23 protein-coding genes and 1 pseudogene are annotated in these 25,884 nt (G+C 70.6%); 13 read left to right on the top strand and 11 right to left on the bottom strand.

The window, feature by feature from the left end; all coding sequences use genetic code 11:
* Positions 1 to 66: 66 nt before the first annotated feature.
* A complete protein-coding gene (locus ACFY0U_RS00120) occupies positions 67 to 852 on the bottom strand; it encodes an adenosylcobinamide-GDP ribazoletransferase (protein WP_388627835.1) in 786 nt (261 codons plus the stop codon).
* A 60-nt stretch (positions 853 to 912) separates the two neighbouring features.
* Between ACFY0U_RS00120 and ACFY0U_RS00115 the strand changes: the two genes are divergently transcribed.
* Positions 913 to 1,662, top strand: a complete 750-nt coding sequence (locus ACFY0U_RS00115; RefSeq protein WP_388627833.1) for a hypothetical protein — start codon at positions 913 to 915, stop codon at positions 1,660 to 1,662.
* A 214-nt stretch (positions 1,663 to 1,876) separates the two neighbouring features.
* On the opposite strand, the gene ACFY0U_RS00110 is transcribed toward ACFY0U_RS00115, so the two are convergent.
* Both ACFY0U_RS00110 and cobT read right to left on the bottom strand, forming a co-directional pair.
* Positions 1,877 to 2,551: a hypothetical protein gene (locus ACFY0U_RS00110; RefSeq protein ID WP_388627830.1), complete on the bottom strand. Its 675-nt coding sequence runs from the start codon at positions 2,549 to 2,551 to the stop codon at positions 1,877 to 1,879.
* A gap of 178 nt (positions 2,552 to 2,729) precedes the next feature.
* Positions 2,730 to 3,827 (bottom strand): nicotinate-nucleotide--dimethylbenzimidazole phosphoribosyltransferase, encoded by a 1,098-nt coding sequence (gene cobT / locus ACFY0U_RS00105; RefSeq protein ID WP_388627828.1) that lies wholly within the window; start codon positions 3,825 to 3,827, stop codon positions 2,730 to 2,732.
* A gap of 137 nt (positions 3,828 to 3,964) precedes the next feature.
* On the opposite strand from cobT, the gene ACFY0U_RS00100 reads away from it, so the two are divergent.
* The gene (locus ACFY0U_RS00100) at positions 3,965 to 4,477 is read left to right on the top strand and encodes a methyltransferase domain-containing protein (RefSeq protein WP_388627825.1); all 513 of its coding nucleotides are present in this window, start codon (positions 3,965 to 3,967) and stop codon (positions 4,475 to 4,477) included.
* Here the strand turns inward: ACFY0U_RS00100 and ACFY0U_RS00095 are convergent.
* Positions 4,466 to 5,668: a bifunctional adenosylcobinamide kinase/adenosylcobinamide-phosphate guanylyltransferase gene (locus ACFY0U_RS00095; RefSeq protein WP_388627822.1), complete on the bottom strand. Its 1,203-nt coding sequence runs from the start codon at positions 5,666 to 5,668 to the stop codon at positions 4,466 to 4,468. The genes ACFY0U_RS00100 and ACFY0U_RS00095 overlap by 12 nt on opposite strands.
* 182 nt (positions 5,669 to 5,850) lie before the next feature.
* Here ACFY0U_RS00095 and ACFY0U_RS00090 point away from each other — a divergent pair, with 182 nt between their 5' ends.
* The gene (locus tag ACFY0U_RS00090) at positions 5,851 to 6,063 is read left to right on the top strand and encodes a hypothetical protein (protein ID WP_046262608.1); all 213 of its coding nucleotides are present in this window, start codon (positions 5,851 to 5,853) and stop codon (positions 6,061 to 6,063) included.
* Positions 6,064 to 6,113: 50 nt separating this feature from the next.
* Here ACFY0U_RS00090 and ACFY0U_RS00085 read toward each other — a convergent pair whose 3' ends face one another.
* The 3 genes from ACFY0U_RS00085 to ACFY0U_RS00075 all read right to left on the bottom strand — a co-directional run bounded on the left by ACFY0U_RS00085 (position 6,114) and on the right by ACFY0U_RS00075 (position 8,724).
* Positions 6,114 to 7,199 (bottom strand): S1C family serine protease, encoded by a 1,086-nt coding sequence (locus ACFY0U_RS00085; protein ID WP_388627819.1) that lies wholly within the window; start codon positions 7,197 to 7,199, stop codon positions 6,114 to 6,116.
* 62 nt (positions 7,200 to 7,261) lie between these two features.
* Positions 7,262 to 7,963, bottom strand: a complete 702-nt coding sequence (locus ACFY0U_RS00080) for a class I SAM-dependent methyltransferase (protein ID WP_388627816.1) — start codon at positions 7,961 to 7,963, stop codon at positions 7,262 to 7,264.
* A gap of 83 nt (positions 7,964 to 8,046) precedes the next feature.
* Entirely contained in the window at positions 8,047 to 8,724 is a 678-nt protein-coding gene (locus ACFY0U_RS00075; RefSeq protein ID WP_388627814.1) for a DUF3043 domain-containing protein, read from the bottom strand.
* 205 nt (positions 8,725 to 8,929) lie between these two features.
* Between ACFY0U_RS00075 and ACFY0U_RS00070 the strand changes: the two genes are divergently transcribed.
* The 6 genes from ACFY0U_RS00070 to ACFY0U_RS00045 all read left to right on the top strand — a co-directional run bounded on the left by ACFY0U_RS00070 (position 8,930) and on the right by ACFY0U_RS00045 (position 17,756).
* Positions 8,930 to 9,724 (top strand): PspA/IM30 family protein, encoded by a 795-nt coding sequence (locus ACFY0U_RS00070; protein ID WP_388627813.1) that lies wholly within the window; start codon positions 8,930 to 8,932, stop codon positions 9,722 to 9,724.
* A gap of 23 nt (positions 9,725 to 9,747) precedes the next feature.
* Positions 9,748 to 10,026, top strand: a complete 279-nt coding sequence (locus ACFY0U_RS00065) for a hypothetical protein (RefSeq protein ID WP_388627810.1) — start codon at positions 9,748 to 9,750, stop codon at positions 10,024 to 10,026.
* Positions 10,027 to 10,124: 98 nt separating this feature from the next.
* Complete coding sequence (locus ACFY0U_RS00060) at positions 10,125 to 11,345, top strand: sensor histidine kinase (protein WP_388627808.1); 1,221 nt, start codon at positions 10,125 to 10,127, stop codon at positions 11,343 to 11,345.
* Between the two features lie 115 nt (positions 11,346 to 11,460).
* Positions 11,461 to 12,144, top strand: coding sequence for a response regulator (locus ACFY0U_RS00055; RefSeq protein ID WP_388627805.1), 684 nt, complete (start codon positions 11,461 to 11,463; stop codon positions 12,142 to 12,144).
* 134 nt (positions 12,145 to 12,278) lie between these two features.
* Positions 12,279 to 15,395 (top strand): efflux RND transporter permease subunit, encoded by a 3,117-nt coding sequence (locus ACFY0U_RS00050; protein ID WP_388627803.1) that lies wholly within the window; start codon positions 12,279 to 12,281, stop codon positions 15,393 to 15,395.
* Between the two features lie 111 nt (positions 15,396 to 15,506).
* Positions 15,507 to 17,756, top strand: a complete 2,250-nt coding sequence (locus ACFY0U_RS00045) for a protein kinase (protein WP_388627801.1) — start codon at positions 15,507 to 15,509, stop codon at positions 17,754 to 17,756.
* Between the two features lie 19 nt (positions 17,757 to 17,775).
* Here the strand turns inward: ACFY0U_RS00045 and nadA are convergent, their stop codons facing one another.
* Positions 17,776 to 18,960 (bottom strand): quinolinate synthase NadA, encoded by a 1,185-nt coding sequence (gene nadA, locus ACFY0U_RS00040; protein WP_388627798.1) that lies wholly within the window; start codon positions 18,958 to 18,960, stop codon positions 17,776 to 17,778.
* A gap of 267 nt (positions 18,961 to 19,227) precedes the next feature.
* Between nadA and ACFY0U_RS00035 the strand changes: the two genes are divergently transcribed.
* Entirely contained in the window at positions 19,228 to 19,584 is a 357-nt protein-coding gene (locus ACFY0U_RS00035; protein ID WP_046262614.1) for an iron-sulfur cluster assembly accessory protein, read from the top strand.
* A gap of 109 nt (positions 19,585 to 19,693) precedes the next feature.
* Here ACFY0U_RS00035 and ACFY0U_RS00030 read toward each other — a convergent pair whose 3' ends face one another.
* Both ACFY0U_RS00030 and ACFY0U_RS00025 read right to left on the bottom strand, forming a co-directional pair.
* Complete coding sequence (locus tag ACFY0U_RS00030; RefSeq protein ID WP_388627794.1) at positions 19,694 to 21,544, bottom strand: hypothetical protein; 1,851 nt, start codon at positions 21,542 to 21,544, stop codon at positions 19,694 to 19,696.
* Positions 21,545 to 21,695: 151 nt separating this feature from the next.
* Positions 21,696 to 21,905 (bottom strand): hypothetical protein, encoded by a 210-nt coding sequence (locus tag ACFY0U_RS00025; protein ID WP_388627791.1) that lies wholly within the window; start codon positions 21,903 to 21,905, stop codon positions 21,696 to 21,698.
* 131 nt (positions 21,906 to 22,036) lie between these two features.
* Between ACFY0U_RS00025 and ACFY0U_RS00020 the strand changes: the two genes are divergently transcribed.
* Positions 22,037 to 23,011 (top strand): carbohydrate kinase family protein, encoded by a 975-nt coding sequence (locus ACFY0U_RS00020; RefSeq protein ID WP_388627788.1) that lies wholly within the window; start codon positions 22,037 to 22,039, stop codon positions 23,009 to 23,011.
* A 59-nt stretch (positions 23,012 to 23,070) separates the two neighbouring features.
* Here the strand turns inward: ACFY0U_RS00020 and ACFY0U_RS00015 are convergent, their stop codons facing one another.
* The gene (locus tag ACFY0U_RS00015) at positions 23,071 to 24,447 is read right to left on the bottom strand and encodes a cysteine desulfurase/sulfurtransferase TusA family protein (protein WP_388627785.1); all 1,377 of its coding nucleotides are present in this window, start codon (positions 24,445 to 24,447) and stop codon (positions 23,071 to 23,073) included.
* A 269-nt stretch (positions 24,448 to 24,716) separates the two neighbouring features.
* Between ACFY0U_RS00015 and coxB the strand changes: the two genes are divergently transcribed.
* Together coxB and ACFY0U_RS00005 are read left to right on the top strand one after the other, a co-directional pair.
* Entirely contained in the window at positions 24,717 to 25,676 is a 960-nt protein-coding gene (coxB, locus tag ACFY0U_RS00010) for a cytochrome c oxidase subunit II (RefSeq protein WP_388627782.1), read from the top strand.
* Positions 25,673 to 25,884 (top strand): annotated as a pseudogene (locus ACFY0U_RS00005) (cytochrome ubiquinol oxidase subunit I); the annotation flags it as partial. The gene coxB and the pseudogene ACFY0U_RS00005, both read left to right, overlap by 4 nt.

The following is a 25,884-nucleotide window of genomic DNA, read 5'->3' as shown; positions in this document are numbered from 1 at the left end:
ACAGGCCTGAAGGCGCCCCACCCAGGGGCGCGGGGAACTGCGCGACCAGCCACGACGAGCCGGCACTCAGCCACTTAGCGAAAGCACCACGAGCGCAGTCGTCGCAGCAGTCTCCGCGAGCCCACCGAAGACGTCACCCGTGACCCCGCCAAAGCGCCGAGTGCAGTGCCGCAGCAGGAGTTCACCGAAGACAAGGGCGACGATCACCGCGAGAGCCGTACGGGCGGCGTCGTACGGCCCGAAGAGCGCCCCCGCACCCGCCGCCACCAACGTCACGGCAACGGCGACGACCACCGAACCCCGTACCGGCACCACCCCCGCGACCGCCGCCCCCAGCCCCTCGGGCCGCGCGGCCGGCACCCCGCGGCGAGCGGCCAGCGTCAACGCCAGCCGAGCCACCGTGGCCGACACGACCGCGGCCACCACACCCCGCGCCCACGACTCGCCGTACGCCTGCGCCAACGCCGCCACCTGGGCGAGCAGTACGAAGACGAGGGTGATGACCCCGAACGGCCCGATGTCCGACTGCTTCATGATCCGCAGCGCGTCCTCGGCCGGCTTACCGCTGCCGAGCCCGTCCGCGGTGTCGGCGAGCCCGTCGAGGTGGAGCCCGCGCGTGAGGGCGGCGGGCACCGCGGCGGAGCCGACCGCGGCGAGCAGCGGTCCCGAACCCAGGGCCAGCAGCAGCACCCCCAGCGCGGCGGCCCCCGCCCCGACCACCACCCCCGCCAGCGGAGCGCACAGCATGCCCCCGCGCGCGGCGTCACGGTCCCAACGGGTCACCTTGACCGGGAGCACGGTCAGGGTGCCGAAGGCGAAGCGGAGGCCGTCGGGCCAGGGAGTCTTGGACACCGGAGGAGGTTACCCGGCGGTCAGGAGGGCGTCATCAGCAGCTCTGGATAAAGTGCGCGTATGGGACATTGGCTCCAGCGGAACATCATCGAGCCGGGCAAGCTGCCGCTGCTCCTCGCCCTCACCTCCTTCGTGGTCACCTTCGTGGTCACCCGGGTCATCACCCGGCTCATCCGCGCGGGCAAGGGACCCTTCGGGAACGTCAGCTCCGGCGGGGTGCACATCCACCACGTGGTGCCCGGGGTCGTCCTGACCGTGGTCGGCGGCTTCGGCGCCGTCGGCAGTGGCCGGCACGGCTTCGGGGCGGGCGTGTGGGCGGTGGTCTTCGGTGTCGGCGCGGGTCTCGTGCTGGACGAGTTCGCGCTGATCCTGCACCTCGACGACGTCTATTGGACGGAGGAGGGCCGCAAGAGCGTGGAGGTGGTCGTGCTGACCGCCGCGCTCGTCGGACTGGTGCTGTCGGGATTCTCGCCGTTCGGAGTCAACGACCTGAGCGAGGACGAGGTCCAGGGCCGGGCCAACGTGATCTCGACCGTGGTGGTCAACTTCCTGTTCGCCCTTGCCGTTCTGAGCAAGGGCAAGGCCCGTATGGCGATCTTCAGCGTGATCGTCCCGCTCGTCGGCCTGATCGGCTTCGTTCGCCTGGCCCGCCCGAACTCCCCCTGGGCCCGCCGCTTCTACCGCCGCCGCCCCCGCGCCCGCGCCAGGGCCACCCTGCGCGCCTACCACCACGACCGCCGCTGGGCGGGCCCCCGCCGCAGACTCGAAGACCTGATCGGCGGCAAACCCGACCCCCAGGCCCTGCCGTGACCCGCTGCCTGCCGCCGGACACCTCTGGCGGACCCGACCACCTGGCATGAACGCAAGCGGGGCACCGCCCCACGGACCCGACACGACCACCTGCCGGACACCCCCATGCTCCGGTCTACGACGCGGCCGCTGACCGGGCGGCACCCGGCACGCGCCTGCTAGCCAGCGCGGATGCCGACCGGATGCCGACCGGGCGCCCCCGGCACGCGCCCGCTCACCGCATCGCCACCCACCCCGCCCGCCGCCGCTGCCGTACCTCCGCGATCCCGCACAGCACCAGCACCGCCGCGATCGCCGCCAGATGCTCCTTGCCCGCGAGGTTGTCCTTCAGCAGTACCTCGATCACCATCGCCGCGATGACCACACTCGCGGTGACGTACGCGCGATAGCGCCAGGCCAGGAACACCGCGAGGCCCACCACGGCCGCCGAGGGGCCGGTGTCGACGACCTGGGCGTCCGTGGCCGGGAGGCCGATCGGGCTGTCGGGGCCCAGCCAGATGCCGAGGCGGGCGTAGAGCGTGCCGGCGAGGGTGGCGGCGTAGGCGATGAGGAGTGTGCGCCACCAGCCCAGGCAGATCTCCGCGATGCCGAACACGATCAGGATCTGCGCCAGCGCACCCCACACCGGCAGGTCCAGCGCGGGTACGAACAACGACAAGGGTGTCCGCAGCAGGGCCGACCACAGCGGATCCTCCGCCCGTACGGCCCCGACGTTCTGCACGAACTGGTAGCCCCACGACTGGTTCTGCACGAATTGCAGCACCGCCGTCAGGCACACCGCCCCGATCGCCATCGGCACCGCCCGCCAGCGCCGCCGGACCAACGGCCCGCGCACCGCGACGTACAGCGCCCCCCATTCGGTACGGGCCCAGCGGGCGATCCTCTTCATCGGCGCGTCTCCAGGTACGTACGGTGCGGCCACCGGCCATGTCCGAAGACCGATCCGAACCGTGCGAAGTTGAGCCACACCTACGTGATCTGGATCTCCCGGGCCTCTCACACACCTTCCCGGCAGATCGGAGACATCCACGCAAAGGCGTCACATTGACACCCCTGCTGCCCTCCGGCTACTCCTCCTTCTCCTCCTTCTCCGGCTCCTCGGCCTCCGCCTCGACCACCGCCGGCTTCTCGGGCAGCTCCGCCGCCAGCGCCGCCGCGGCCTGCACCAGAGGCAGCGCCAGCAGTCCGCCGGCGCCCTCCCCGACCGTCACCCCGTGCTCAAGGAGCGGCTCCAGCGCCATCCGGTCCAGCGCCTTCGCCTGCCCCGGCTCCCCGCTGTTGTGCGCGGCCAGCCACCAGTCCGGCGCCCGGAAGGCGATCCGCTGCCCGACCAGCGCACAGGCGGCGACCACGACCCCGTCCAGCACGACCGGCAGCTTGCGCACCGCGCTCTGGAGCAGGAACCCGGTGATCGCCGCGAGATCGGCGCCACCCACCGTCGCCAGTAGCTGAAGCTGGTCCCCGAGTACCGGCCGGGCCCGTCGCAGCGCATCGCGGATCGCCGCGCACTTGCGCATCCAGGCGAGGTCGTCGATGGCCAGCCCACCGCGTCCGGTCACCACGGACGCGTCGGTCCCGCACAGCGCGGCGATCAGCACACCCGCCGCCGTGGTCCCGCCGACGCTCACATCGCCGAGCACCACCAGGTCCGTGCCGGAGTCGGCCTCCTCGTCGGCTACCGCGACCCCGGCCCGGAACGCGGCCTCCGCCTCCTCCAGGGTCAGCGCGTCCTCGACGTCGATCCGGCCGCTGCCGCGCCGCACCCGATGCCGTACGACCTCGCCGGGCAGCGACTCCGGGTCGCAGTCCAGTGCCAGGTCGACGACCCGCACGGGCACCCCGAGCCGCCGCGCGAGCACGGACACCGGCCGCCCGCCCTCCAGGACCTCGCGCACCAACTCCCCGGCGCTGCCCGCAGGTCGGGCCGAGACACCGAGCTCGGCGATGCCGTGGTCACCGGCGAACAGAACCACACGCGGCTGTTCGATCGGACGTACCGGAACGGCGGACTGCGCCGCCGACAGCCACTCACCCAGGTCGTCCAGGCGGCCCAGCGACCCGGGCGGCACGATCTGACGCTCCCGGCGCGCCTCGGCGTCGCGGCGCACCCCACCGTCGGGGCGCTCGATCAGATCGGTGAAGTCGTCGAGATTAAGCGAGCTCATTCGCCGAACAGTACCGGCACCGATCGAACAGGACGGCGCCACATCGCCACCACGCGCACCTGACGTCGTTGCTCCCAAGATCGGGATCCCATACGTTCCGTTTTGCAGCGGATTGTCGTATGCCTGAGGGAGCCCCCATGAAACGCCTGCGCGCCCGTGTCAGCGACCTCGACCAAAGACGGCGGTACCGCTCGACGGCCCGCGCGATGCTGAGACTGGACCCGGAGCCCGAGAGCTGGCTGGACGTCGGCACGGGCGACGCCGGCTTCCCGGCCGTGGCCAAGGCCCTGTTCCCCTACACGTCCTTCGACGGCCTCGACACCACCACGGCCGTACTCGGGGCCCGCGCGGCGGAGCGGGTGGAGGAGGCGTACCTCGGCAGTCCGGCGGACCCGCACCTCACCAAGGCCCTCACCGGCCGCTACGACGTGGTCAGCGTCCTGAACCCGGTAGCGGACCTCGCCGCCGCCCTGACGTTCCTCCGGCCGGGCGGCCATGTCCTGATGGAGACCACGGAAGCCGCCGACGCCCTGCGCACGGAACTCGAAGCCCAAAACTGCACGGTCCTCCCGACGAACCGGCACCCCGTCCTCGACCGTCTCTCAAGGACGACCCGGGTGATCGCGCGCCGGGAGCCCTCACCCTCGTAGCGGCAGCGCCTGCCCCGCCACCACCAGCAGCACATGCTCGCACTCACCGGCGAACGCCGCGTTGAGCCGCCCGAGTTCGTCCCGGTAACGCCGCCCGGAGGCGGTGGCCGGCACGATCCCCGATCCCACCTCGTTCGACACGGCGACGACGGTCCGCCGGGTCGCCCGCACCGCCTCCGTCAGCTCCCGCACCCGCTCCCGCAGCTCCCGCTCCCCGCCGTCGGCCCACTCCGCGTCGTCCCACGCCCCGACGGCGTCCATCGCGTCCGTCAGCCACAGCGACAGACAGTCGATCAGCAGCGCAGGTCCGTCGTCGGCGAGCAGCGGCACGAGGTCGCAGGTCTCGGCCGTACGCCAGGACCCGGGCCGCCGTTCGCGGTGCGTGGCCACGCGGGCGGCCCACTCGCCGTCACCGTTGCGCGACCCGCCGGTGGCGACGTACAGGACATCCGGGAACGCCTCCAACCGCCGTTCCGCCTCCACCGACTTCCCGGACCGCGCCCCGCCCAGCACCAGTGTCCGCCGTGGCACGTCCGGTACGTCCTCGTAGACGCCGACGGCCAGCGTCGTCCCGTCGGGCACGGCCCGCGCGCCCGCCGCCGCGAGCCGCCGCCGCAACTCGGCGCCGGGCGGCACGTCGTGGTCGAGATGGACGGCGATGACATCGGTGGCCGGCCCCATCGCACCGACCGCGCGCAGCTTGGCGAGCGCGTCCGGCCGCCCCACGACATCGGCGAGCACCATGTCATAGCTGTCCTTGCCGTTCTCCTCCAGCCCGGCCGGAGCGCCCCCGGGCGGCAGATAGAGCAGCCGCTGCCCGTCAGGTCCGGTCACCGCGTACCCGGTCCCCGGCGCGTCCATCGCCACCGCCCGCACCCGATGCCCCGTCAGCAGCGCCAACTCCCGCCCGTCCGGCACCCGCCCCGGCTGCGGCAGCCCCGCCGGCACCTCCACGGCAGGACCGTCGTGCGGATGCGACAACAACACCTGCCGCACCTGCCCGAGCGATTGCCCGGCCCGAGCCGCCGCGAACGCCGCACCAGGCGTCAGATCGAGCAACAGCGCCCCGTCGACGAGCAGCGCGGTGGCGGCCCGGGCGTCGGAGCCGAGCGCGACGGCGCAAGCGGCGCAGGGGCAATGGGGCCGGGGGAGTCCTGAGGGAGCACCGGTGCCGAGCAGAGTCAGTTCCACGGCTAGATTTTCGCCGGTCACCGCTGATCTTGCGCGCGCTGGGTTGCCTTTAGGGGCGCGGGTCTGTGACATCGGCGGCTCCGCCGCGGGGCGCGACCAGCCCCCACCGATCCGCAGCCGACGTACAACCTCCCAGCTGAGCGCATAGGCTCGGGGCACCGTGTTCACAGAGGGAGGCCTGTATGGCGGCATGGACGTGGCGATTCGAGAAGGCCGACGGGACGGAGGTTCAGCCCGCGGTGCAGCCCGAGGAGTTCACCACGCAGGGGGATGCCGAGTCCTGGGTCGGTGAGTACTGGAAGGACCTCGCGGAGGGCGGCGCCGACCAGGTGCACCTGTTCGAGGACAGTACGAAGATCTACGGGCCGATGAGCCTGCACGCCGAAGAGGCGTAGGCCTTGAGCGAAGGGGGCGGCCATGACCGTGGCCGCCCCTTCTCCTTGCCCTACTGCTCGCCCAGCGTCACATCCGCCGTCCTCTCGGCCCCGTCCCGCGTGTACGTCACCGTCACCTCGTCGCCCGGCGAGTCCGCCGCCAGCGCCTCGGACAGGGACGTGATCGTCGAGATGTCCGTGTCACCGAGCTTGGTGATGATGTCACCGGCCTCGATGCCGGCCTTGTCGGCGGCCCCGCCGCTCTCCACCTGGACGACCGCGACCCCGGCGGCCCGGTACCTGTCGTCGACGACCGTACGGCCGGTGATGTCGAGCGCGGCCCGGCCCGAGTCGGTGACCTTGCCGTCCTCGATGATCTGGTCGGCGACCGTCTTCACCATCGACGCGGGGATCGCGAACCCGATGCCCGGCGCCGCGCTGTCGCCCATGCCGGGGTCGATCGCCGCGAGCGTCGGGATGCCGATGACCTGCCCGTCGAGATTGACGAGGGCGCCGCCGCTGTTGCCCGGGTTGATGGCCGCGGACGTCTGGACCATGTTGGGGATCGTCGCCCCCGTACCGCCGTCCGCCCCTCCCTCGGTGACGGTCCGTCCGGTCGCCGAGACGATGCCCTGCGTGACGCTGGACGACAGTCCGAGCGGTGAGCCCATCGCCAGCACGATCTGCCCGACCTCGACCTTCGAGGAGTCCCCGAAGGCCGCCGCCTTCAGCCCGTCCGGGACCCTGTCCAGCTTGATGACGGCCAGGTCCTGGTCCGGGTAGGCGTAGACGAGCTTCGCGGTGAGCACCGCCTCGCTGTTGGCGGTCGTCATCTGGAAGGTCTTCTCGTCCCCGACGACATGGGCGTTGGTGACGATGTGCCCCTTGTCGTCGTAGACCACCCCGGACCCCAGGTCACCGCCGGCCTGGATCTGCACGACCGAGGGCAGGACATCCCTGATGACCTTCTGGAAGTCGGCCTGGAGATCGCTGTCCGCGGCGGGAGCGGCGGCCTGGGTGGTCGACGGCTGGGTCTTTCGCGAGGACGTCTTCTCGGAGGAGCCGGAGTCGGAGCATCCGGAGACGAGCGCGAGGGAACACACGAGCGCGGCGACGGGCACGACGAGGCGGAGGGCACGGGGGCGGGTAGCGTCCATGCCCCGAGTCTCTCCACGGGGTGAATGTCCGGCTTGTACTGCTCACCCGAACGAGCGGACCCTCAGCCCCGCACTCCGCACAGGTGCAGCAGCGCCGCGACCCGACGGTACGGATCCGTCCGCCCGGCCCGCTCCTCGGCGGCCAGCAGTGTCTCCACGTCGCCCGGGATCTCCGCCCCGTCCGCTGCCGTGTCCGTGAACACCCGCACCCCGAACCAGGCGTGCAGCGGCGCCGCGATCCCGGCCAGCGTCGCGGTCAGCGTCTCCAGCCGGTCCGCCCGGACGTCGAGCCCGAGCCGGTTGGTGTACGACACGGTGTCGAAGGCTCCGAGCGCACCGGCCCAGTCGCCCGACAGCCCCGGCCGCATCGCCAGCGCGTCCGCGTTCCGCACGAGCAGCGACAGCAGCCCGCCCGGCGCGAGCATCCGCGCCAGCCCCGCCAGCAGCGGATCGGGCTCCTCGACGTACATGAGCACGCCGTGGCACAGCACGACGTCGAAACTGCCCGGCAGGAAGTGGACCCCGGTGTCCCTGCCGTCGCCCTCGATGATCCGCATGCGCTCCCGGATGCCCTCGGGCTCGGCGCACAGGGACTCCCGGGCCGCCGCGACCATCGTGGCGTCCTGCTCAAGTCCGGTGACCTGATGCCCGGCCCGGGCCAGCCGCAGCGCCTGGGTGCCCTGGCCCATCCCGACGTCGAGCACCCGCAGCCGCTGACCGACCGGGAAGCGCCCGGCTATCTGCTCGTCGAGCTGGCGGGCCACCAGCTCCTGTCGTACGACATCCCGCAGCCCGCCCAGCCTGCTCAGCCAGGCATCCGCCGCGCCCCCGGTGAACGGCGTAGTGCTCAGGGCCGCTCTCCGCGCTTGACCTGCGGCTTGGGCAGCCGGAGCCTACGCATCTGGAGGGAACGCATGAGGGCGTAGGCGACCGCGCCCTTCCTGGACTGGTCCGGGAAGCGCTCGGCGAGCCGCTTCTTCAGACGGAAGCCCGTGAGGAACGAGTCGAGCACGATCAGCACGATCACGACGAGCCACAGCAGCAGCGCGATGCTCTGCAACGCGCCCACCCGCACCATGCTCAGCACGAGGATGATCACGGCCATCGGCAGGAAGAACTCCGCCACGTTGAACCGCGAGTCGACGAAGTCGCGGGCGAACTTGCGGACCGGGCCCTTGTCACGGGCCGGCAGGTACCGCTCGTCGCCGCCGGCCAGCGCCTGGCGCTGCTTCTCCAGCTGCGCACGACGCTCCTCGCGCTGCCGCTTGGCGGCGTCCTTGCGCGTCATCGACGTATTGGCCACGCTGCGACGCTGCGACTGGGCCTGGCTCCGCTTGGGAGTGGGGCGGCCCTTCTTCGCCTCGGGGTGGCGGATCTGACTGGAGTCGGTCACCTGCGCCTTGTCGGCGGGGGCGGCCTTCTCGTCCTTGGTGGAACGGCTACGGAACACAAAACCCAAGGGTAAGGGGTGCCCGGGGTTGGACCCCAGCCCGGTGGGGAACGATCCGGCAACACCAGTCGTCATGCAGGGGGACAGAGGGGACGTCCGGTGACCGTCTGCTCACCCTGAAGGTCACCTACTCCTTACGCCGGAGCAAGGCCTTGGTCAGTCGTCCTTGGGGAGGAGCGCATCCGTCCCCGAACAGTGCGTCAATGGATGCAGGGCCCGTACTGTGGGTTCTGTCGCAGAGCTGAAGCTGGACTCGGTCAGAAGGGGGCGCGCGAAGCCCATGAGCGGTGTCATGAAGCGTATGGGGATGATCTTCCGCGCGAAGGCGAACAAGGCCCTTGACCGGGCCGAGGACCCGCGCGAAACCCTCGATTACTCGTACCAGAAGCAGCTGGAGCTGCTCCAGAAGGTGCGCCGAGGCGTGGCGGACGTCGCCACGTCCCGCAAGCGCCTGGAGCTTCAGCTCAACCAGTTGCAGTCGCAGTCGTCCAAGCTGGAGGACCAGGGCCGCAAGGCGCTCGCGCTGGGCCGTGAGGACCTGGCCCGCGAGGCGCTCTCCCGCCGTGCCGCCCTCCAGCAGCAGGTGACGGACCTCGAGACGCAGCACGCGACGCTCCAGGGCGAGGAGGAGAAGCTCACCCTGGCGGCCCAGCGGCTCCAGGCCAAGGTCGACGCCTTCCGTACGAAGAAGGAGACGATCAAGGCGACGTACACCGCGGCCCAGGCGCAGACCCGGATCGGCGAGGCCTTCTCCGGCATCTCCGAGGAGATGGGCGACGTCGGCATGGCCATCCAGCGTGCCGAGGACAAGACGGCTCAGCTCCAGGCGCGGGCCGGCGCGATCGACGAGCTGCTGGCCTCCGGCGCCCTCGACGACCAGTCCGGCATGCACAAGGACGACATCCAGGCCGAGCTGGACCGGCTCTCCGGTGGTACGGATGTGGAGCTGGAACTGCAGCGCATGAAGGCGGAGCTGGCCGGCGGTACGAGCGGTCAGCAGGCCATCGAGGGTGGCCCGGGCCAGTCGCAGTCCCAGCAGCAGCCGCAGGACACCCCACGCTTCGACAAGCAGTAGGGCCCACGCCTTAGGAGGGCGACATGATCGTCAGGATCATGGGGGAGGGGCAGGTGAGACTGGCCGACAGCCACCTCACCGAGCTGAACAAACTGGACGACGAGTTGCTGGCCGAGATGGAGAACGGCGACGGCCCCGGCTTCCGCCGCACCTTCGAATCCCTGCTCGCCAAGGTCCGAGAACTGGGCGAGCCACTGCCCGACGACGCCCTGGAACCCTCGGACCTGATCCTCCCGTCCCCGGACGCGACCCTGGAACAGGTCCGGGAACTGCTCAGCGACGACGGCCTGATCCCGGGCTGAGCCGGCGCCACCGCACCGGCGACACCCGGCAACTCCACAGGAAACCTACAGCTGACCCCCGTTCCAAGCCCCGCGGGGCACCCGTACCGTTGGCAGACGTGAGCACCCTCGAGCGCGTCCGGCACCAGCTGAAGGCGCATCCCATGGCGCTGGACGCCGTACTCGCGGCCGGCGTCCTCGGCTGCATGGTGGCCGGCTCGTTCGTGGACCCACACGGACCGGACGGCGTCACCTGGGGCTTCCGCACCCCGGACCTGCTCAGCCTGGTCCTCATCGGCCTCAGCGCCGCGGCCCTCGTCTTCCGCCGCCGCGCCCCGATGACCGTACTGGCCCTCACCGGCTGCTTCTCGATCGTCGAGAGCGTCACCGGCGACCCCCGCGCCCCCGTCGCCATGTCCGCGGTCATCGCCCTGTTCACCGTCGCCTCCGCCACCGACCGCCCCACCACCTGGCGGGTCGGCCTGCTCACGATGACCGTCCTCACCGCCGCCGCCATGCTCGGCGGCCCCCTCCCGTGGTACGCCCAGGAGAACCTCGGCATCTTCGCCTGGACCGGCATCGGCGCCACCGCCGGCGACGCCGTCCGCAGCCGCCGCGCCTTCGTCCAGGCCATCCGGGACCGCGCCGAGAAGGCGGAACGCACCCGCGAGGAGGAGGCCCGGCGCCGCGTCGCCGAGGAACGCCTGCGCATCGCCCGCGATCTGCACGACGTCGTCGCCCACCACATCGCCCTGGTCAACGTGCAGGCGGGCGTCGCCGCGCACGTCATGGACAAGCGCCCCGACCAGGCCAAGGAGGCTCTCGCCCACGTACGCGAGGCCAGCCGCTCGGCGCTCAACGAACTGCGGGCCACCGTCGGTCTGCTCCGGCAGTCCGGCGACCCCGAGGCACCGACCGAGCCCGCCCCCGGCCTGGACCGTCTCGACGAACTCGTCGGCACCTTCCGCAGCGCCGGCCAGCATGTCGAGGTGGCCCGCGCCGACAGCGACACCAAACTCCCCGCCGCCGTCGACCTGGCCGCCTACCGGGTCATCCAGGAAGCCCTCACCAACGTCCAGAAGCACGCCGGTACGGAGGCGAAGGCCGAGGTCAGCGTCGTCCGCGTGGGACCGAACATCGAGATCACCGTCCTCGACGACGGCGCCGGGGACGAGGAGGACCCGGCCGACGGCGGCGGCCACGGCCTCCTGGGCATGCGTGAGCGGGTCACCGCCCTGCGCGGCACCCTCACCACCGGTCCGCGCTACGGCGGCGGCTTCCGCGTCCATGCGATCCTGCCGGTCAAGACCCGCGGCCGCGCCGCCGACGACGCCGTATGACCGACTCGCGGAACTCAGACGCACCCCGCGCGAGTTGTCGTAACGCCAAACCCTGGCGACCAGCCGCGGCGACCTGCCGTGGCACCGAGCCCCCGCCCGCCGCAGAGGACCCCGTATGACCATCCGCGTCCTGCTCGCCGACGACCAGGCACTGCTGCGCAGCGCCTTCCGTGTGCTCGTCGACTCCGAGCCCGACATGGAGGTCGTCGGCGAGGCGTCCGACGGGGCGGAGGCGGTGCGGCTGGCCAGGGAGGAGCGGGCCGACGTCGTGCTGATGGACATCCGGATGCCCGGCACCGACGGCCTCGCCGCCACCCGCATGATCAGCGAGGACCCGTCCCTCGCCCAGGTCCGGGTGGTCATCCTGACGACCTTCGAGGTCGACGACTACGTCGTGCAGTCGCTGCGGGCCGGCGCCTCCGGCTTCCTCGGCAAGGGCAGCGAACCCGACGAACTGCTCAGCGCCATCCGGATCGCGGCGGGCGGCGAGGCCCTGCTCTCCCCGGCCGCCACCAAGGGCCTGATCGCCCGCTTCCTCGCCCAGGGCGACATGGCCGACGAGGCCCAGGACCCCGCCCGCGCCGCCCGCCTCGACGCGCTCACCGTCCGCGAGCGCGAGGTCCTCGTCCAGGTCGCCGGCGGACACTCCAACGACGAGATCGCCGAACGCCTCGAAGTCAGCCCGCTCACCGTGAAGACGCACGTCAACCGGGCCATGGCCAAGCTGGGCGCGCGGGACCGGGCGCAGCTCGTGGTGATCGCGTACGAGTCCGGGCTGGTACGTCCGAGGGTGGAGTGAACTCCACCCGCCGTACTGCGGCCGGAGTATGCGCCGCATAAGGAAATGGACCTGGGAGCTACGGATCGGTGTTCCCGGAGGGCACAGGGTGTAGGGGCCACTTCTGCCGCTCACAGAATTGAGATCCCTGACCCATGTCCTGGCTGTCGAGATTCAGCCTCGCGCAGCGGGCCCTGATAGGCCTGATGTCGATCATCGTGCTCGCCTTCGGGGCGATCGCGATACCCCAGCTCAAGCAGCAACTGCTGCCCTCCATCGAACTGCCGATGGTGTCCGTGCTGGCCCCCTACCAGGGCGCCTCGCCGGACGTCGTCGAGAAGCAGGTCGTCGAGCCCATCGAGAACAGCCTCGAAGCGGTCGACGGCATCGAGGGAGTCACCTCCACGGCCAGTGAGGGCAACGCCGTCATCATGGCGTCCTTCGACTACGGAAGCGGCACCAAGCAGCTCGTCGCCGACGTCCAGCAGGCCGTCAACCGGGCCCGGGCCCAGCTCCCGGACGACGTCGACCCGCAGGTCGTCGCCGGCTCCACGGACGACATGCCGACCGTCGTCCTCGCCGTCACCTCCGACAAGGACCAGCAGGCCCTGGCCGACCAGCTCGACCGGACCGTCGTGCCGGACCTGAAGTCCATCGACGGCGTCGGCCAGGTCACCGTCGACGGCGTCCGCGACCTCCAGGTCACCGTCACCCCGGACGACACGAAGCTGACGAAGGCGGGCCTCACCTCGGCCGCCCTCGCCCAGGCCCTCCAGGCGGGCGGCGCGACCGTGCCGGCCGGCTCCTTCGACGAGGACGGCGCCAACCGCACCGTCCAGGTCGGCGGCGGCTTCACCTCGGTCGAGCAGATCCAGGACCTGATGGTCACAGGGCAGGCCGGGAAGAAGCCCGTACGCCTCGGTGACGTGGCCACGGTGAAGCAGGAGCAGGCCCCGGCCGACTCTCTCACCCGCACCGACGGCAGGCCCAGCCTCGCGGTCATGGTGACGATGGACCAGGACGGCAGCGCGGTCGCCATCTCCGACGCGGTCGAGGACAAGCTCGCCGACATGCGGGGGGATCTCGGCTCGGACGCCACGGTCACCGTCGTCAGCGACCAGGGCCCCGCGGTCGCGAAGGCCATCGACGGCCTGACCACCGAGGGCGCGCTCGGCCTGCTCTTCGCGGTCCTCGTCATCCTGGTCTTCCTGGCGTCGGTCCGCTCGACGCTGGTCACCGCGGTGTCCATCCCGCTGTCGGTGGTCCTCGCCCTGATCGTGCTCTGGACCCGCGACCTCTCGCTCAACATGCTGACGCTGGGGGCGCTGACCATCGCCATCGGCCGGGTCGTCGACGACTCGATCGTGGTCCTGGAGAACATCAAGAGGCACCTCGGCTACGGCGAGGAGCGCGAGTCCGCGATCCTCAACGCCGTCCGTGAGGTGGCCGGAGCGGTCACCTCATCCACCCTCACCACGGTCGCCGTCTTCCTGCCGATCGGCCTGGTCGGCGGCATGGTGGGCGAGCTGTTCGGCTCCTTCAGCCTGACGGTGACGGCGGCCCTGCTGGCGTCGCTGCTGGTGTCCCTGACGGTCGTCCCGGTCCTGTCGTACTGGTTCCTGCGCGCCCCCAAGGGCACCCCGGCCGACGCCGAGGAGGCCCGCCGCCTCGCGGAGGAGAAGGAGGCGAAGAGCAGGCTCCAGCGCCTCTACGTCCCCGTCCTGCGGTTCGCGACCCGGCGCCGTCTGACCAGTGTGCTGATCGCCGTGGTGATCCTCATCGGCACGTTCGGCATGTCCGGACTGCTGAAGACCAACTTCTTCGACCAGGGCGAGCAGGAAGTCCTCACCGTCAAGCAGGAGTTGAAGCCCGGCACCAGCCTGGCGGCCACCGACGAGCAGGCCAAGCGGGTCGAGAAACTGCTCGCCGGCACCAAGGGCGTCAAGGACTACCAGGTCACCGTCGGCTCGTCCGGCTTCATGGCGGCCTTCGGCGGCGGCACGGACACCAACCAGGCCTCGTACCAGGTGATGCTGGACGACTCGGCCTCGTACGAGGACGTGCAGGACCGCATCGAGGCGGGCCTGAAGAAGCTCGACGGCATCGGTACGACGACCATCGCGGCCGGCGACGGCTTCGGCGGCCAGGACCTCAGCGTGGTCGTGAAGGCGGCCGACGCGGACGTCCTGCGCGAGGCGTCGGAGGAGGTCCGCAAGACGGTCGCGGGCCTGGACGACGTCACCGACGTGACGAGCGACCTGGCGCAGAGCGTGCCGCGCATCTCGGTGAAGGCCAACGACAAGGCCGCGGCGGCGGGCTTCAACGACCAGACCCTGGGCGCGGCCGTCGCCGAGGCGGTCAAGGGCACCACGGCCGCCAAGGCGATCCTGGACGACACCGAGCGCGATGTCGTCATCAAGTCGGCCGAGCCCGCGCGGACCCTGGCCGAGCTGAGGAACCTGAGGCTCGGCCCGGTGAAGCTGGGCGACATCGCCACGGTGAAGCTGGCGGACGGCCCGGTCTCGATGACGAGGATCGACGGCCAGCGCGCGGCGACCATCACCGCCAAGCCGACGGGCGACAACACGGGCGCGGTGAGCCAGGACCTCACGGCCGAGCTCGACGCCCTGAAGCTCCCGGAGGGTGCCACGGCCTCGATCGGCGGCGTCACCTCGGACCAGGACAGCGCGTTCAAGAACCTCGGCCTGGCGATGCTCGCGGCGATCGCGATCGTCTTCATGCTGCTGGTGGCGACGTTCCGTTCGCTGGCCCAGCCGCTGATCCTGCTGGTCTCCATCCCGTTCGCCGCGACGGGCGCCATCGGCCTCCTGATCATCACGGACACCCCGATGGGCGTCCCCGCGATGATCGGCATGCTGATGCTCATCGGCATCGTGGTGACGAACGCGATCGTGCTGATCGACCTCATCAACCAGTACCGCAAGCAGGGTTACTCGACGGTGGACGCCGTCGTCGAGGGCGGCCGCCACCGGCTCCGCCCGATCCTGATGACGGCCCTGGCGACGATCTTCGCCCTGCTCCCGATGGCCCTCGGGGTCACCGGCGAGGGCGGCTTCATCGCCCAGCCGCTGGCGGTGGTCGTGATCGGCGGTCTGATCACGTCGACGCTGCTGACGCTCCTCCTGGTCCCGACGCTCTACACGATGCTGGAGCTCCGCAAGGAGCGCCGCGCGAAGAAGCGGGCGGCCAAGAGGGCGAAGAAGGCCGAGAAGGCGGAGGTACCGGCCCAGCCGGAGCCCGCGGGCGTGTGACGGCCGCGACGGCCGGGTTCTGGACGACGACCGTCCGGAGCCCGGCCGTCGGCGTTCGGGCGTTCTGTATCTTGTGGCTCGAACTGCTTTACGGTGAAGGGGATCCCGGTCGTGCCACTGCACAAGGACGACCCGAAATCGGTCGGCGGGTACAAGCTCATCGACCGGCTCGGCTCCGGAGGCATGGGCGTCGTCTACTGGGGCAGATCGCGCTCGGGCCGTGACGTCGCGGTCAAGGTGGTGCACGCCCAGTACGCGCAGGACAAGGTCTTCCGCGCCCGCTTCCGCCAGGAGATCGAGTCCGTCCGCAAGGTCAGCGGCGCCTTCACCGCACCCGTGGTGGACGCCGACCCGGAGGCGGTACGGCCCTGGATGGCGACCCAGTACGTCCCCGGCAGCTCCCTCGCCGAGCGGATCCGTGACCACGGAGCCCTCAAGGGCACCGAACTGCGGCGGCTGGCCCTGGGGTTGGTGGAGGCGCTGGAGGACATCCACCGGGCCGGGGTGGTGCACCGGGACCTCAAGCCGGCCAACGTCCTGATGGCCGAGGACGGCCCCCGCGTCATCGACTTCGGTATATCCCGCGCCGCCGAGAACCACCACACCCTCACCGAGACCGGCCAGATGATCGGCACGCCGCCCTTCATGTCACCGGAACAGTTCACCGACGCCCGCACGGTCGGACCCGCCTCGGACGTCTTCTCGCTCGCCGCGCTCCTGGTCTTCTCGGCCACCGGACGCGGCCCCTTCGACGCCGACAGTCCCTACATGACCGCCTTCCGGGTCGTCCACGAGCCGCCCGGACTGGACGGTGTGCCGCAGCCGCTGCGCGCGGTCCTGGAGCGCTGTCTGGCCAAGGAGGCCGCCGACCGGCCCCAACTGGACGTGCTGGCCAAGGAGTTCGCCGAGGCCCTGCCCGAGCCCGACCCCATGGACCCGGACACCACGTCCCTGCGCCTGGGCGACCTGAGGACCGTCGAGGAGACCCACGCCGGGACCGGCCACGCGGTGCCCGGCAAGGCCACCCGCGCTCCCCGGTCCGGGCGCGCCGGGCGCCGCTGGGGCCGCCCGCTGCTGGTGGCGGCCTGCACGGTGGGCGTGCTGGTCCTGGGGACGGGGTGGTACATGACCTACGGGCCGGGCTTCCCCGACGACGAACCGGCGGTGGACTCCTCGGCCGCGGGCACCCGTTGGGCCGCGGTCCCCACCGGCTGGCAGGCCTGGCGGACGACGATGTTCGAGACCGCACGGCTGGGCGAGATCAATCCGCTGGCGCAGGCCGGCGAGGACACCAGCGACGCCGTCTGCCAGACGTACGAGAACGCGGTCTACTGCGCGGGCAACACCGTGCTCCCGGTCCGCCTGGACGGCCGTACCGGCGCCACCGTCTGGCGCTCTGCTCTCGCGACCTCCGCCGAGGGCACGGACTCGTCGGGGAACAGCTTCGCGCTCCTCGGTGTGCGGGACGACGCGATGATCCTCCAGCACGATGTCTTCGGGTCCGACGGGAGCAGCAAGTCGAGCATCGTGGCCCTCGACACCGAGACGGGCGACGAGCTGTGGGCCCGCGGCCGGGGAGGGCCGAGCGCGGACCAGCTCATGGCAGGCGACCTCGTCATGACGCCCGACGCCAGTGGCCGGCTGGTGACGGCCCGTTCCCCGAGCTCCGGCACCGACCGCTGGACCACCCAGCTGCCCGCTGACGACTACTGCTCCTTCGGGACGGCGGGCTCCCGCCTGTACGCGCACTGCTTCCCGGACGACGAGTCCAAGGACGCCGTACTCCTGGAACTGGACAAGACCGACGGAACGGTGCGCCGACGTCTGAGCACCCCGAACCTGAGCGGCCTGCTCGGCACCGTCGACGGCCGCCTCGCCGTCGCCGTCGCGGTCGGCTCCGGCTCCGGCCCGGCCCGTCTGCAGGAGAACACCTTCGCCGAGATCCGGCTCATCGACCCGGACACCGGCGCCACCACCACGACGAAGCTCCCGCAGACCGCCGAGAGCTCGATCCGGCTCGCCGCCGGCACCGTCTGGATCACCGGAGTCAACGGCCAGGTGACCGCGGTCTCCCCGCTGACCGGCAAACAGCTCTGGCAGACCCGGACCGGCGTCGAGGACTCGGGCCGGCCCACCTACGACCCCACCACCCACACGCTCTACCTGGCCAGCATCAGCGGCCGGGTCGCGGCCCTCGACTCCCGCACCGGCAGGCTGCTCTGGGAGACCGGCCCCCAGGCCGACCGACTCGCGAGCGGCGAAACGACCAAGTCCACGGTGTCGCTGTACGGCGGGGCGGTGGTCGTGAACACACCGAACGGGACGGTCTTCAGCCTGGACCCCGCTCACCCCGAGGGGTGAGCGGGCGCCGCGGGATTCCCTACGGCAGCGCCAGCATCCGCTCCAGTGCCAGCTTCGCGAACGCCTCGGTCTCCTTGTCGACCTCGATGCGGTTGACCAGGTTGCCCTCGGCGAGGGACTCCAGGGTCCACACGAGGTGGGGGAGGTCGATGCGGTTCATCGTGGAGCAGAAGCAGACCGTCTTGTCGAGGAAGACGATCTCCTTGCCCTCGGGCGCGAAACGGTTCGCGAGCCGTCGTACGAGGTTCAGCTCGGTCCCGATGGCCCACTTGGAGCCGGCCGGGGCGGCCTCCAGGGCCTTGATGATGTACTCGGTCGAGCCGACGTAGTCCGCCGCGGCCACGACCTCGTGCTTGCACTCGGGGTGCACCAGGACGTTGACGCCCGGGATCCGCTCGCGCACGTCCCGCACCGACTCCAGGCTGAAGCGGCCGTGCACCGAGCAGTGCCCGCGCCACAGGATCATCTTCGCGGCGCGCAGCTCCTCGACGGTGAGACCACCGTTGGGCTTGTGCGGGTTGTAGAGGACGCAGTCCTCCAGCGTCATCCCCATGTCCCGCACCGCCGTGTTCCGGCCCAGGTGCTGGTCGGGCAGGAAGAGGACCTTCTCACCCTGCTCGAAGGCCCACTCCAGCGCCCGCTGGGCGTTGGAGGAGGTGCAGATCGTGCCGCCGTGCTTGCCCGTGAACGCCTTGATGTCCGCGGAGGAGTTCATGTACGAGACGGGCACGACCTGCTCGGCTATCCCGGCCTCGGTCAGCACGTCCCAGCACTCGGCGACCTGCTCGGCGGTGGCCATGTCGGCCATCGAGCACCCGGCGGCCAGGTCCGGCAGCACGACCTTCTGGTCGTCGCCGGTCAGGATGTCCGCCGACTCCGCCATGAAGTGCACACCGCAGAACACGATGTACTCGGCCTCCGGGCGCGCGGCCGCGTCCCGGGCCAGCTTGAAGGAGTCGCCCGTGACATCGGCGAACTGGATGACCTCGTCGCGCTGGTAGTGGTGGCCGAGCACGAAGACCTTGTCCCCGAGCTTCTCCTTGGCCGCACGGGCCCGCTCCACCAGGTCCGGGTCGGACGGCGAGGGCAGGTCACCGGGGCACTCCACACCCCGCTCACTCTTCGGGTCGGCCTCACGGCCGAGGAGCAGCAGGGCGAGAGGAGTCGGCTGAACGTCGAGCTCCGTGGTCTGGGCGGTGGTCACGACACGCACCCTTTCTACTTTTCGTCGATCTGACGTTATCTATCATAACCCGGTTCACGTCACTTTGACGATGGTCATAACGTCGATGTGACATGAATCCCGGTGCCGCACCGGCGGGTGATCTTCGGGCCGCTGTTCGCTTCGTCGCGGGTGTGCGAGCATGAAAGAACAGGCGAAAAGACAAGTCGCTCGGCCCGGAATGAATCCGCGGCCCTGACGGTTGCAACCGTCGGCAAGCAGTCTCCGTACAACCCGGGAGAGATGTAGATGTCCGTATCGGACGAGAAGACCACTGTCAGCGACGGCATCCTCCTGTCCGACGCCGCCGCGGCGAAGGTCAAGGCCCTGCTCGACCAGGAAGGCCGTGACGACCTGGCCCTGCGCGTGGCCGTTCAGCCCGGTGGCTGCTCGGGCCTGCGCTACCAGCTCTTCTTCGACGAGCGCTCCCTCGACGGCGATGTCGTCAAGGACTTCGGCGGAGTCAAGGTCGTCACCGACCGCATGAGCGCTCCCTACCTCGGCGGCGCGTCGATCGACTTCGTCGACACCATCGAGAAGCAGGGCTTCACGATCGACAACCCCAACGCGACGGGCTCCTGCGCCTGCGGCGACTCGTTCAACTAAGTCCGTACACCCGGCCGACCCGTATGGGGTCGGCCGAGTCCGTACGACGGTGAAGGCGGCGGCCCCCTCCGACAGGGCCGCCGCCTTCATGTGTTCCGGAGCGTGCGGACTACCGCGCCCCGGACGTCTCCGGCAGCCGTGCCCCCGCCTTCTCCAGCGGGATCCCGGTGCCGTCCGTGCCCACGACCTTCCGGTCGCCCACGGGCTCGTCCAGCTGGACGGTCTCGTGGTAGATCTTCGCGATCAGGATGCAGACCTTGCCCTCCCAGGGGGTCTCGGTCACCTGCACCGTCACATGGTCGGAGCCCTCGACCACCGACACCTTGTAGTCGGCGCAGACCCCGCCCGTGTAGCTCACGGTGAGCTCGTCGCCCTCGGCGGTGTAGCCCTCCACCGTCACATCACGCTCGGCCGGCGCCGCGGTCGGCTGGTCGGGGTCGGGACCGGTCGGCCGGGGGCTCGGCTGCCCCGTCGGCTCGTCGGTCGGCTCCGCGGACGGTGTGGCCGAGGCCAGGTACTTCGGGTCGATCGCGGGATACGTCACCGTGAAACCGTCCTGGGCACCGGACGCCCGCACCTCGAACAGCCAGGACGGCACCAGCGCCTGCCGGGCGTCCACGTAGTGCGAGGCCAGCCCGAACACGGCCTTCTCGACCGTGATCGTCTCCTGCTTCGGCGTGCTCGTCCCCTCCGACCCGCAGGGCGCCTCCAGGCGGTCCTTGAGCGGTACGGAGGTGGCGCAGCCGCCGATGCCCATGCGGTGGTCGGTCGCCGGCGCCGCGTTCAGCTGGTCCAGCGCCTTCTCGGCGCTCACGACGGGATACGTGTCGCTCTTCGCCGGAGTCTTCAACTGGCCGTTGCCGCCGACCACTTCACCCTGCGCGTTGACGGTGACCCCGGTCGTCCAGCCGTGCGTGGGCAGCCCGCCGACCACCGGATCGGCGTTCACCACCCGCTGGGCGCCCATGACCTGGCTCGCGTCGACCTTCGCGCCGTCCTGCCCGACCGCCTTCAGAACGGGCGCCGCCGCCTTCTTCGCGGCCTCCTCGCTCACCGGGTCGTCGGCCGGTGCGGCGGGGTCGCTCGCGCACACGGTCTCGCTCTGGCAGTCGTCGGTGCCCGGCGCGTACCGGTGGAACGTCCACGTCCCCGGCGCCTGCTGGTTCACCTGAAGACTCGGCCCGGCCGCCTCCTGCCCGCCGACCTTCCAGGCCTTGCCCTCGAGGACGGGCGTCCCGTCCACCCCGAGCGCCTTCGCCAGCCGGGCCACGTCGTCCTTGGTGACCTCGCCGGCCGCCCGGTACACGGGGGCCTCGCCGGGGCCGTCCGGCAGCGTGCCGGCGGCCTGATAGGTCACGCCGTACGGGTTGGGCTCACCCGGCGCGATGCCGGTGGTGCCGTCGCCCCCGGTGTACCCGTCGAGCCGGAGCAGCGGGGGAGTGTCGTCGCCGTTCGCCCCGGACGTCGTACCGCCACCACCCGGCCCACCGGAGGCCGAGGTGGCGAGATACGCCCCACCGCCCCCGACGAGCAGCACAGCGGCCGCGACGGACGCGACGAGCACGGGGGAGCGGCGCCGGGCGGCATGCGGGGCCTCGAGCTCACCGTCCCGGGGGATCTCGTGCTCGGACGCGCCGGAATCTTCGGAAGCCTCGGAGACACCAGGGGCTTCGGCGGGCTCGGAATCCGCAGAGGCTTCGACACCCTCGCTGGTCTCAGCGCGGTCGGCACCCTCAGCGCCATCGGCACTCTCAGTGCCCTCAGAAGCCTCAGCCGGCTCCGAGGCCTCCTCCGGAACAGCCTCCGTGGAGGTCTCCCCGGGCGTCTCCGCCTGCGGGGCCCCCTCCGCCGCCGTACCGCCCTCTTCGTCGGCGATCTCGGTGACCCCGGCACCCTCATCGGCGCCCGTGGCCTTGCCGACCTCGGCGTCGTCGTCGTTGTCGGGTCGCTCGGTGTTCACCGCATCGCTCCTTCGGCCGCGCATCTGTCCCAGTGACCCTGACCCGGCCCTGTCAAAACGGCCGGCGGGAGGGTCGTATCCCACATCCCCTTTACGGGGGACAGCGATGGGACGCAGCGGGGGAGCGCATGGTTCCCCGGAAGGCGCTGTTTCAGTCGCCGTAGTCCGACATCGCGTCCAGCAGCCGGGCGGACTTCGTCGGAACGGTCACCCCGTGGATGAGCGAGGGGGAGACGGGAAGGGCGGTGACCCGGTCGGGAGCCGCCCAGTGCGGGGCCATCCGGGCACAGTCGCCCAGCAGCGCCGCGAGATCGCCGTCCAGATCGGCCGGAACGGGGGCGTGGACCTTGAGGTTCGTCATGACGGCACCGTATGCAGGTCGGAGCCCGCGAAGAAAGATCTACTATCGGGTAGTTTTGGCGGCTTCAGAGGCCCGTGCCGACCGGGTAGCGTGAACTGTCAATAAACCCTCCCCTCAGGAGAGTCCTCGCCGTGCGCATCGCAGTCACCGGCTCCATCGCCACCGACCACCTCATGACCTTCCCCGGCCGCTTCGCCGACCAGCTCGTCGCGGACCAGTTGCACACGGTCTCGCTCTCCTTCCTGGTCGACAATCTGGACGTACGCCGGGGCGGCGTAGGCGCGAACATCGCCTTCGGAATGGGCCAGCTCGGCACCGCGCCGATCCTGGTCGGCGCCGCGGGTTTCGACTTCGACGAGTACCGGGCGTGGCTCGACCGCCATGGCGTCGACACCGCGTCCGTCCGTATCTCCGAGACGCTGCACACCGCGCGCTTCGTCTGCACCACCGACGCCGACCACAACCAGATCGGCTCCTTCTACACCGGTGCGATGAGCGAGGCCCGTCTCATCGAGCTGAAGACCGTCGCCGACCGCGTGGACGGCCTCGACCTGGTCCTCATCGGCGCCGACGACCCCGAGGCGATGCTCCGTCACACGGAGGAGTGCCGGTCGCGCGGCATTCCGTTCGCCGCGGACTTCTCCCAGCAGATCGCCCGTATGAACGGCGACGAGATCCGGATACTGCTGGAGGGCGCGACGTACCTGTTCTCCAACGAGTACGAGAAGGGCCTCATCGAGTCGAAGACCGGCTGGACGGACGAGGAGATCCTCGCCAAGGTCGGCCACCGGGTCACGACGCTGGGCTCGCGCGGTGTCCGTATCGAGCAGGACGGTCAGGACCCGATCGAGGTCGGCTGCGCGGAGGAGGAGCGCAAGGCCGATCCCACGGGTGTCGGCGACGCGTTCCGTGCGGGGTTCCTGTCGGGACTTGCCTGGGGGGTCTCGCTGGAGCGGGCGGCTCAGGTCGGGTGCATGTTGGCGACGCTGGTGATCGAGACCGTCGGCACGCAGGAGTATCAGCTGCGTCGGGGGCACTTCATGGAGCGGTTCACCAAGGCGTACGGGCATGAGGCCGCGGCCGAGGTTCAGGGGTATCTGGGCTAGTTCATCGTCTGCGGGGGCGTGGGGGCTGGTCGCGCAGTTCCCCGCGCCCCTGAAGTCGGTCAGCTTGACCGGCGGATCAAGTACGCCGTTCCTTTTTCTACCGGTTCCTCGCCTACGTACTCCTGCTCACGCATCTCGCACCATGCGGGGATGTCCAACCGTGCGGCCTCGTCGTCCGACAGGACCCTGATCAGGCCGCCCACTGGTACATCCCCGATGACCTTCGCGAGCTCGATCACCGGGATCGGGCAGCGCTTACCGAGGGCGTCCACGACCAGTTCGTCTGCCTTCACGACCGTCGTCGGTGTGGGGGCCCCGAGCTTCTCCCGCACCCCGGCCACGGCCCCCGGCAACACCCGCAGGAACCGCTCGACGTCTTCCTCCGTCGCCCCGCGCGGCAACGAGACCCGCACATTCCCCTCACTCAGCACTCCCATCGCCTTCAGCACATGGCTGGGCGTCAGCGTGCTGCTGGTGCAGGACGAGCCGGACGAAACGGAGAAACCCTCCCGGTCCAGCTCGTGCAGCAGTGTCTCCCCGTCGACATAGAGACAGGAGAAGGTGACGATCCCGGGCAGCCGCCGCTCCGGATCCCCCACCACCTCCACATCCGGCACCAGCCGCGGCACCCGCGCCCGGATCCGCTCCGTCAGCTCCCGCAGCCGTACCGCCTCTTGGGCCGCCTCGGCCCGCACGGCCCGCAGCGAGGCCGCCGCCGCGACGATGGCCGGCAGATTCTCGAACCCCGGCGCCCGCCCCGACTCCCGCTCGTCCACGGGCCCTTGAGCGGCGAAGCGCACACCCTTGCGTACGACGAGCAGCCCGACCCCGGACGGCCCGCCCCACTTGTGCGCACTGGCCGCCAGCAACGACCAGTCACCCTCGACCGTCCCCCACCCGAGCGACTGGGCAGCGTCGACGAACAACGGCACCCCCGCCGCCCGGCAGGCCTCGGCCACGGCGGCGACCGGCTGCTCCGTCCCCACCTCGTGGTTGGCCGACTGAAGGCAGGCCAGCGCGGTGTCCTGCCGCAGCTGCCCCGCGTAGACCGAGGGGTGCACCCTCCCCGACCGCTCGACCGTCACCCGAGTGACCGAACCGCCCTCCCTCTCGTGCCCTTCGGCCGAATGGAGCACGGAAGAATGTTCAACCGCTGACACGATCAGGTGACGCCCGACGCGCCGCCGCCCGGCCAGGGCGCCCGCGATTCCGGTGTGTACGGCCCGTGTGCCGGACGAGGTGAAGGTCAGCTCATCAGGACGACACCCGACAGCCTCGGCAGCGGCTTCCCTGGCGGCATCCAGCAGCAACCGCGCTCGCCGCCCCTCCCGATACAACCGGGAAGGATCAGCCCACCCTTCGTCCAGCGAGGCCAACAGCGCCTGACGAGCGACGGAATGAAGAGGAGCACTGGAAGCAGCGTCGAAGTAAGACACCGGGCAACGCTAACCCTCCAGGGGCGCGGCCCTGTGTCGATTTGCGGCTCCGCCGCGGGGCGCGACCAGCCACAAGCAACCCGCAGCCGCCAATCCAGCGAACCACCCACCCCACTAGGCCCCCCTCCCCGCGAACCCCCAGAACGCGTCGGCTAGGGTTTGGTCCGCATAAACATCCAAACCCCTGCCCGACGCAGGGCGGCGACCGACCACCGAGTAAGGCAGGCCGCAGCCAATACGCGCGGGCGAGACTCTCGGGAAGGCGCTACGTGAGTCCCAACGGCTCCGACCGCTCGCCGCGGCGCCCGATGCGGCGGAAGCTGCTGCAGGCAATGACCGCGGGCCTGGTCCTGGCGACCGCGACCGGTTGCACATACAAGGACTTCCCCCGCCTTGGTATGCCCACCCCCACCACCGAAGAGGCTCCGCGGATCCTCTCCCTGTGGCAGGGCTCGTGGGCGGCCGCGCTCGCCACCGGCGTGCTGGTCTGGGGCCTGATCCTGTGGAGCGCCATGTTCCACCGGCGCAGCCGCACCAAGGTCGAGGTTCCTCCGCAGACCCGGTACAACATGCCCATCGAGGCGCTGTACACGGTGGTCCCCCTCATCATCGTCTCGGTGCTCTTCTACTTCACGGCTCGTGACGAGTCGAAGCTCCTGAGCCTCGAGAAGAAGCCCGACGTCACCGTCAACGTCGTCGGCTTCCAGTGGAGCTGGGGCTTCAACTACATCGAGAACGTCGACGGTTCCACCGGTGACGCGAAGACCGACGAGAACCTGGCCGCTATTCCGGACCGGTTCAAGAAGGACTTCCCGGCCAACGCCGGCGGTGTCTACGACGTCGGTACGCCCGGCACGCGGAACCCGCAGACCAACAACCCGGGTCCGACCCTCTGGCTCCCCAAGGGCAAGACGGTCCGCTTCGTCCTCACCTCGCGTGACGTCATCCACTCCTTCTGGGTGGTGCCGTTCCTGATGAAGCAGGACGTCATCCCGGGGCACACCAACTCCTTCCAGGTGACCCCCAACAAGGAGGGCACCTTCCTGGGCAAGTGTGCCGAGCTCTGCGGCGTCGACCACTCCCGAATGCTGTTCAACGTGAAGGTCGTCTCTCCCGAGCGCTACGAGCAGCACCTCAAGGAACTCGCCGAGAAGGGGCAGACCGGTTACGTTCCCGCGGGCATCGAGCAGACCGCCCACGAGAAGAACCGGGAGACGAACAACCTGTGAGCATCCTCAACGAACCCCAGGGTGCCGCGGCAGAGTCCCACTACGCGGACGAACTGCCGGTCCGGCGCAAGCAGCCCGGCAACGTCGTGATCAAGTGGCTCACCACCACTGACCACAAGACGATCGGAACGCTGTATCTGGTCACGTCGTTCGCGTTCTTCTGCATCGGTGGTCTGCTGGCGCTGTTCATGCGCGCCGAGCTGGCCCG

The sequence above is a fragment of the Streptomyces sp. NPDC001536 genome (assembly GCF_042894505.1).
Classification (GTDB): Bacteria; Actinomycetota; Actinomycetes; order Streptomycetales; family Streptomycetaceae; genus Streptomyces.
The sequence above is the reverse complement of the archived record's forward strand: the minus strand, read 5'-3'. Positions and strand labels throughout refer to the sequence as shown.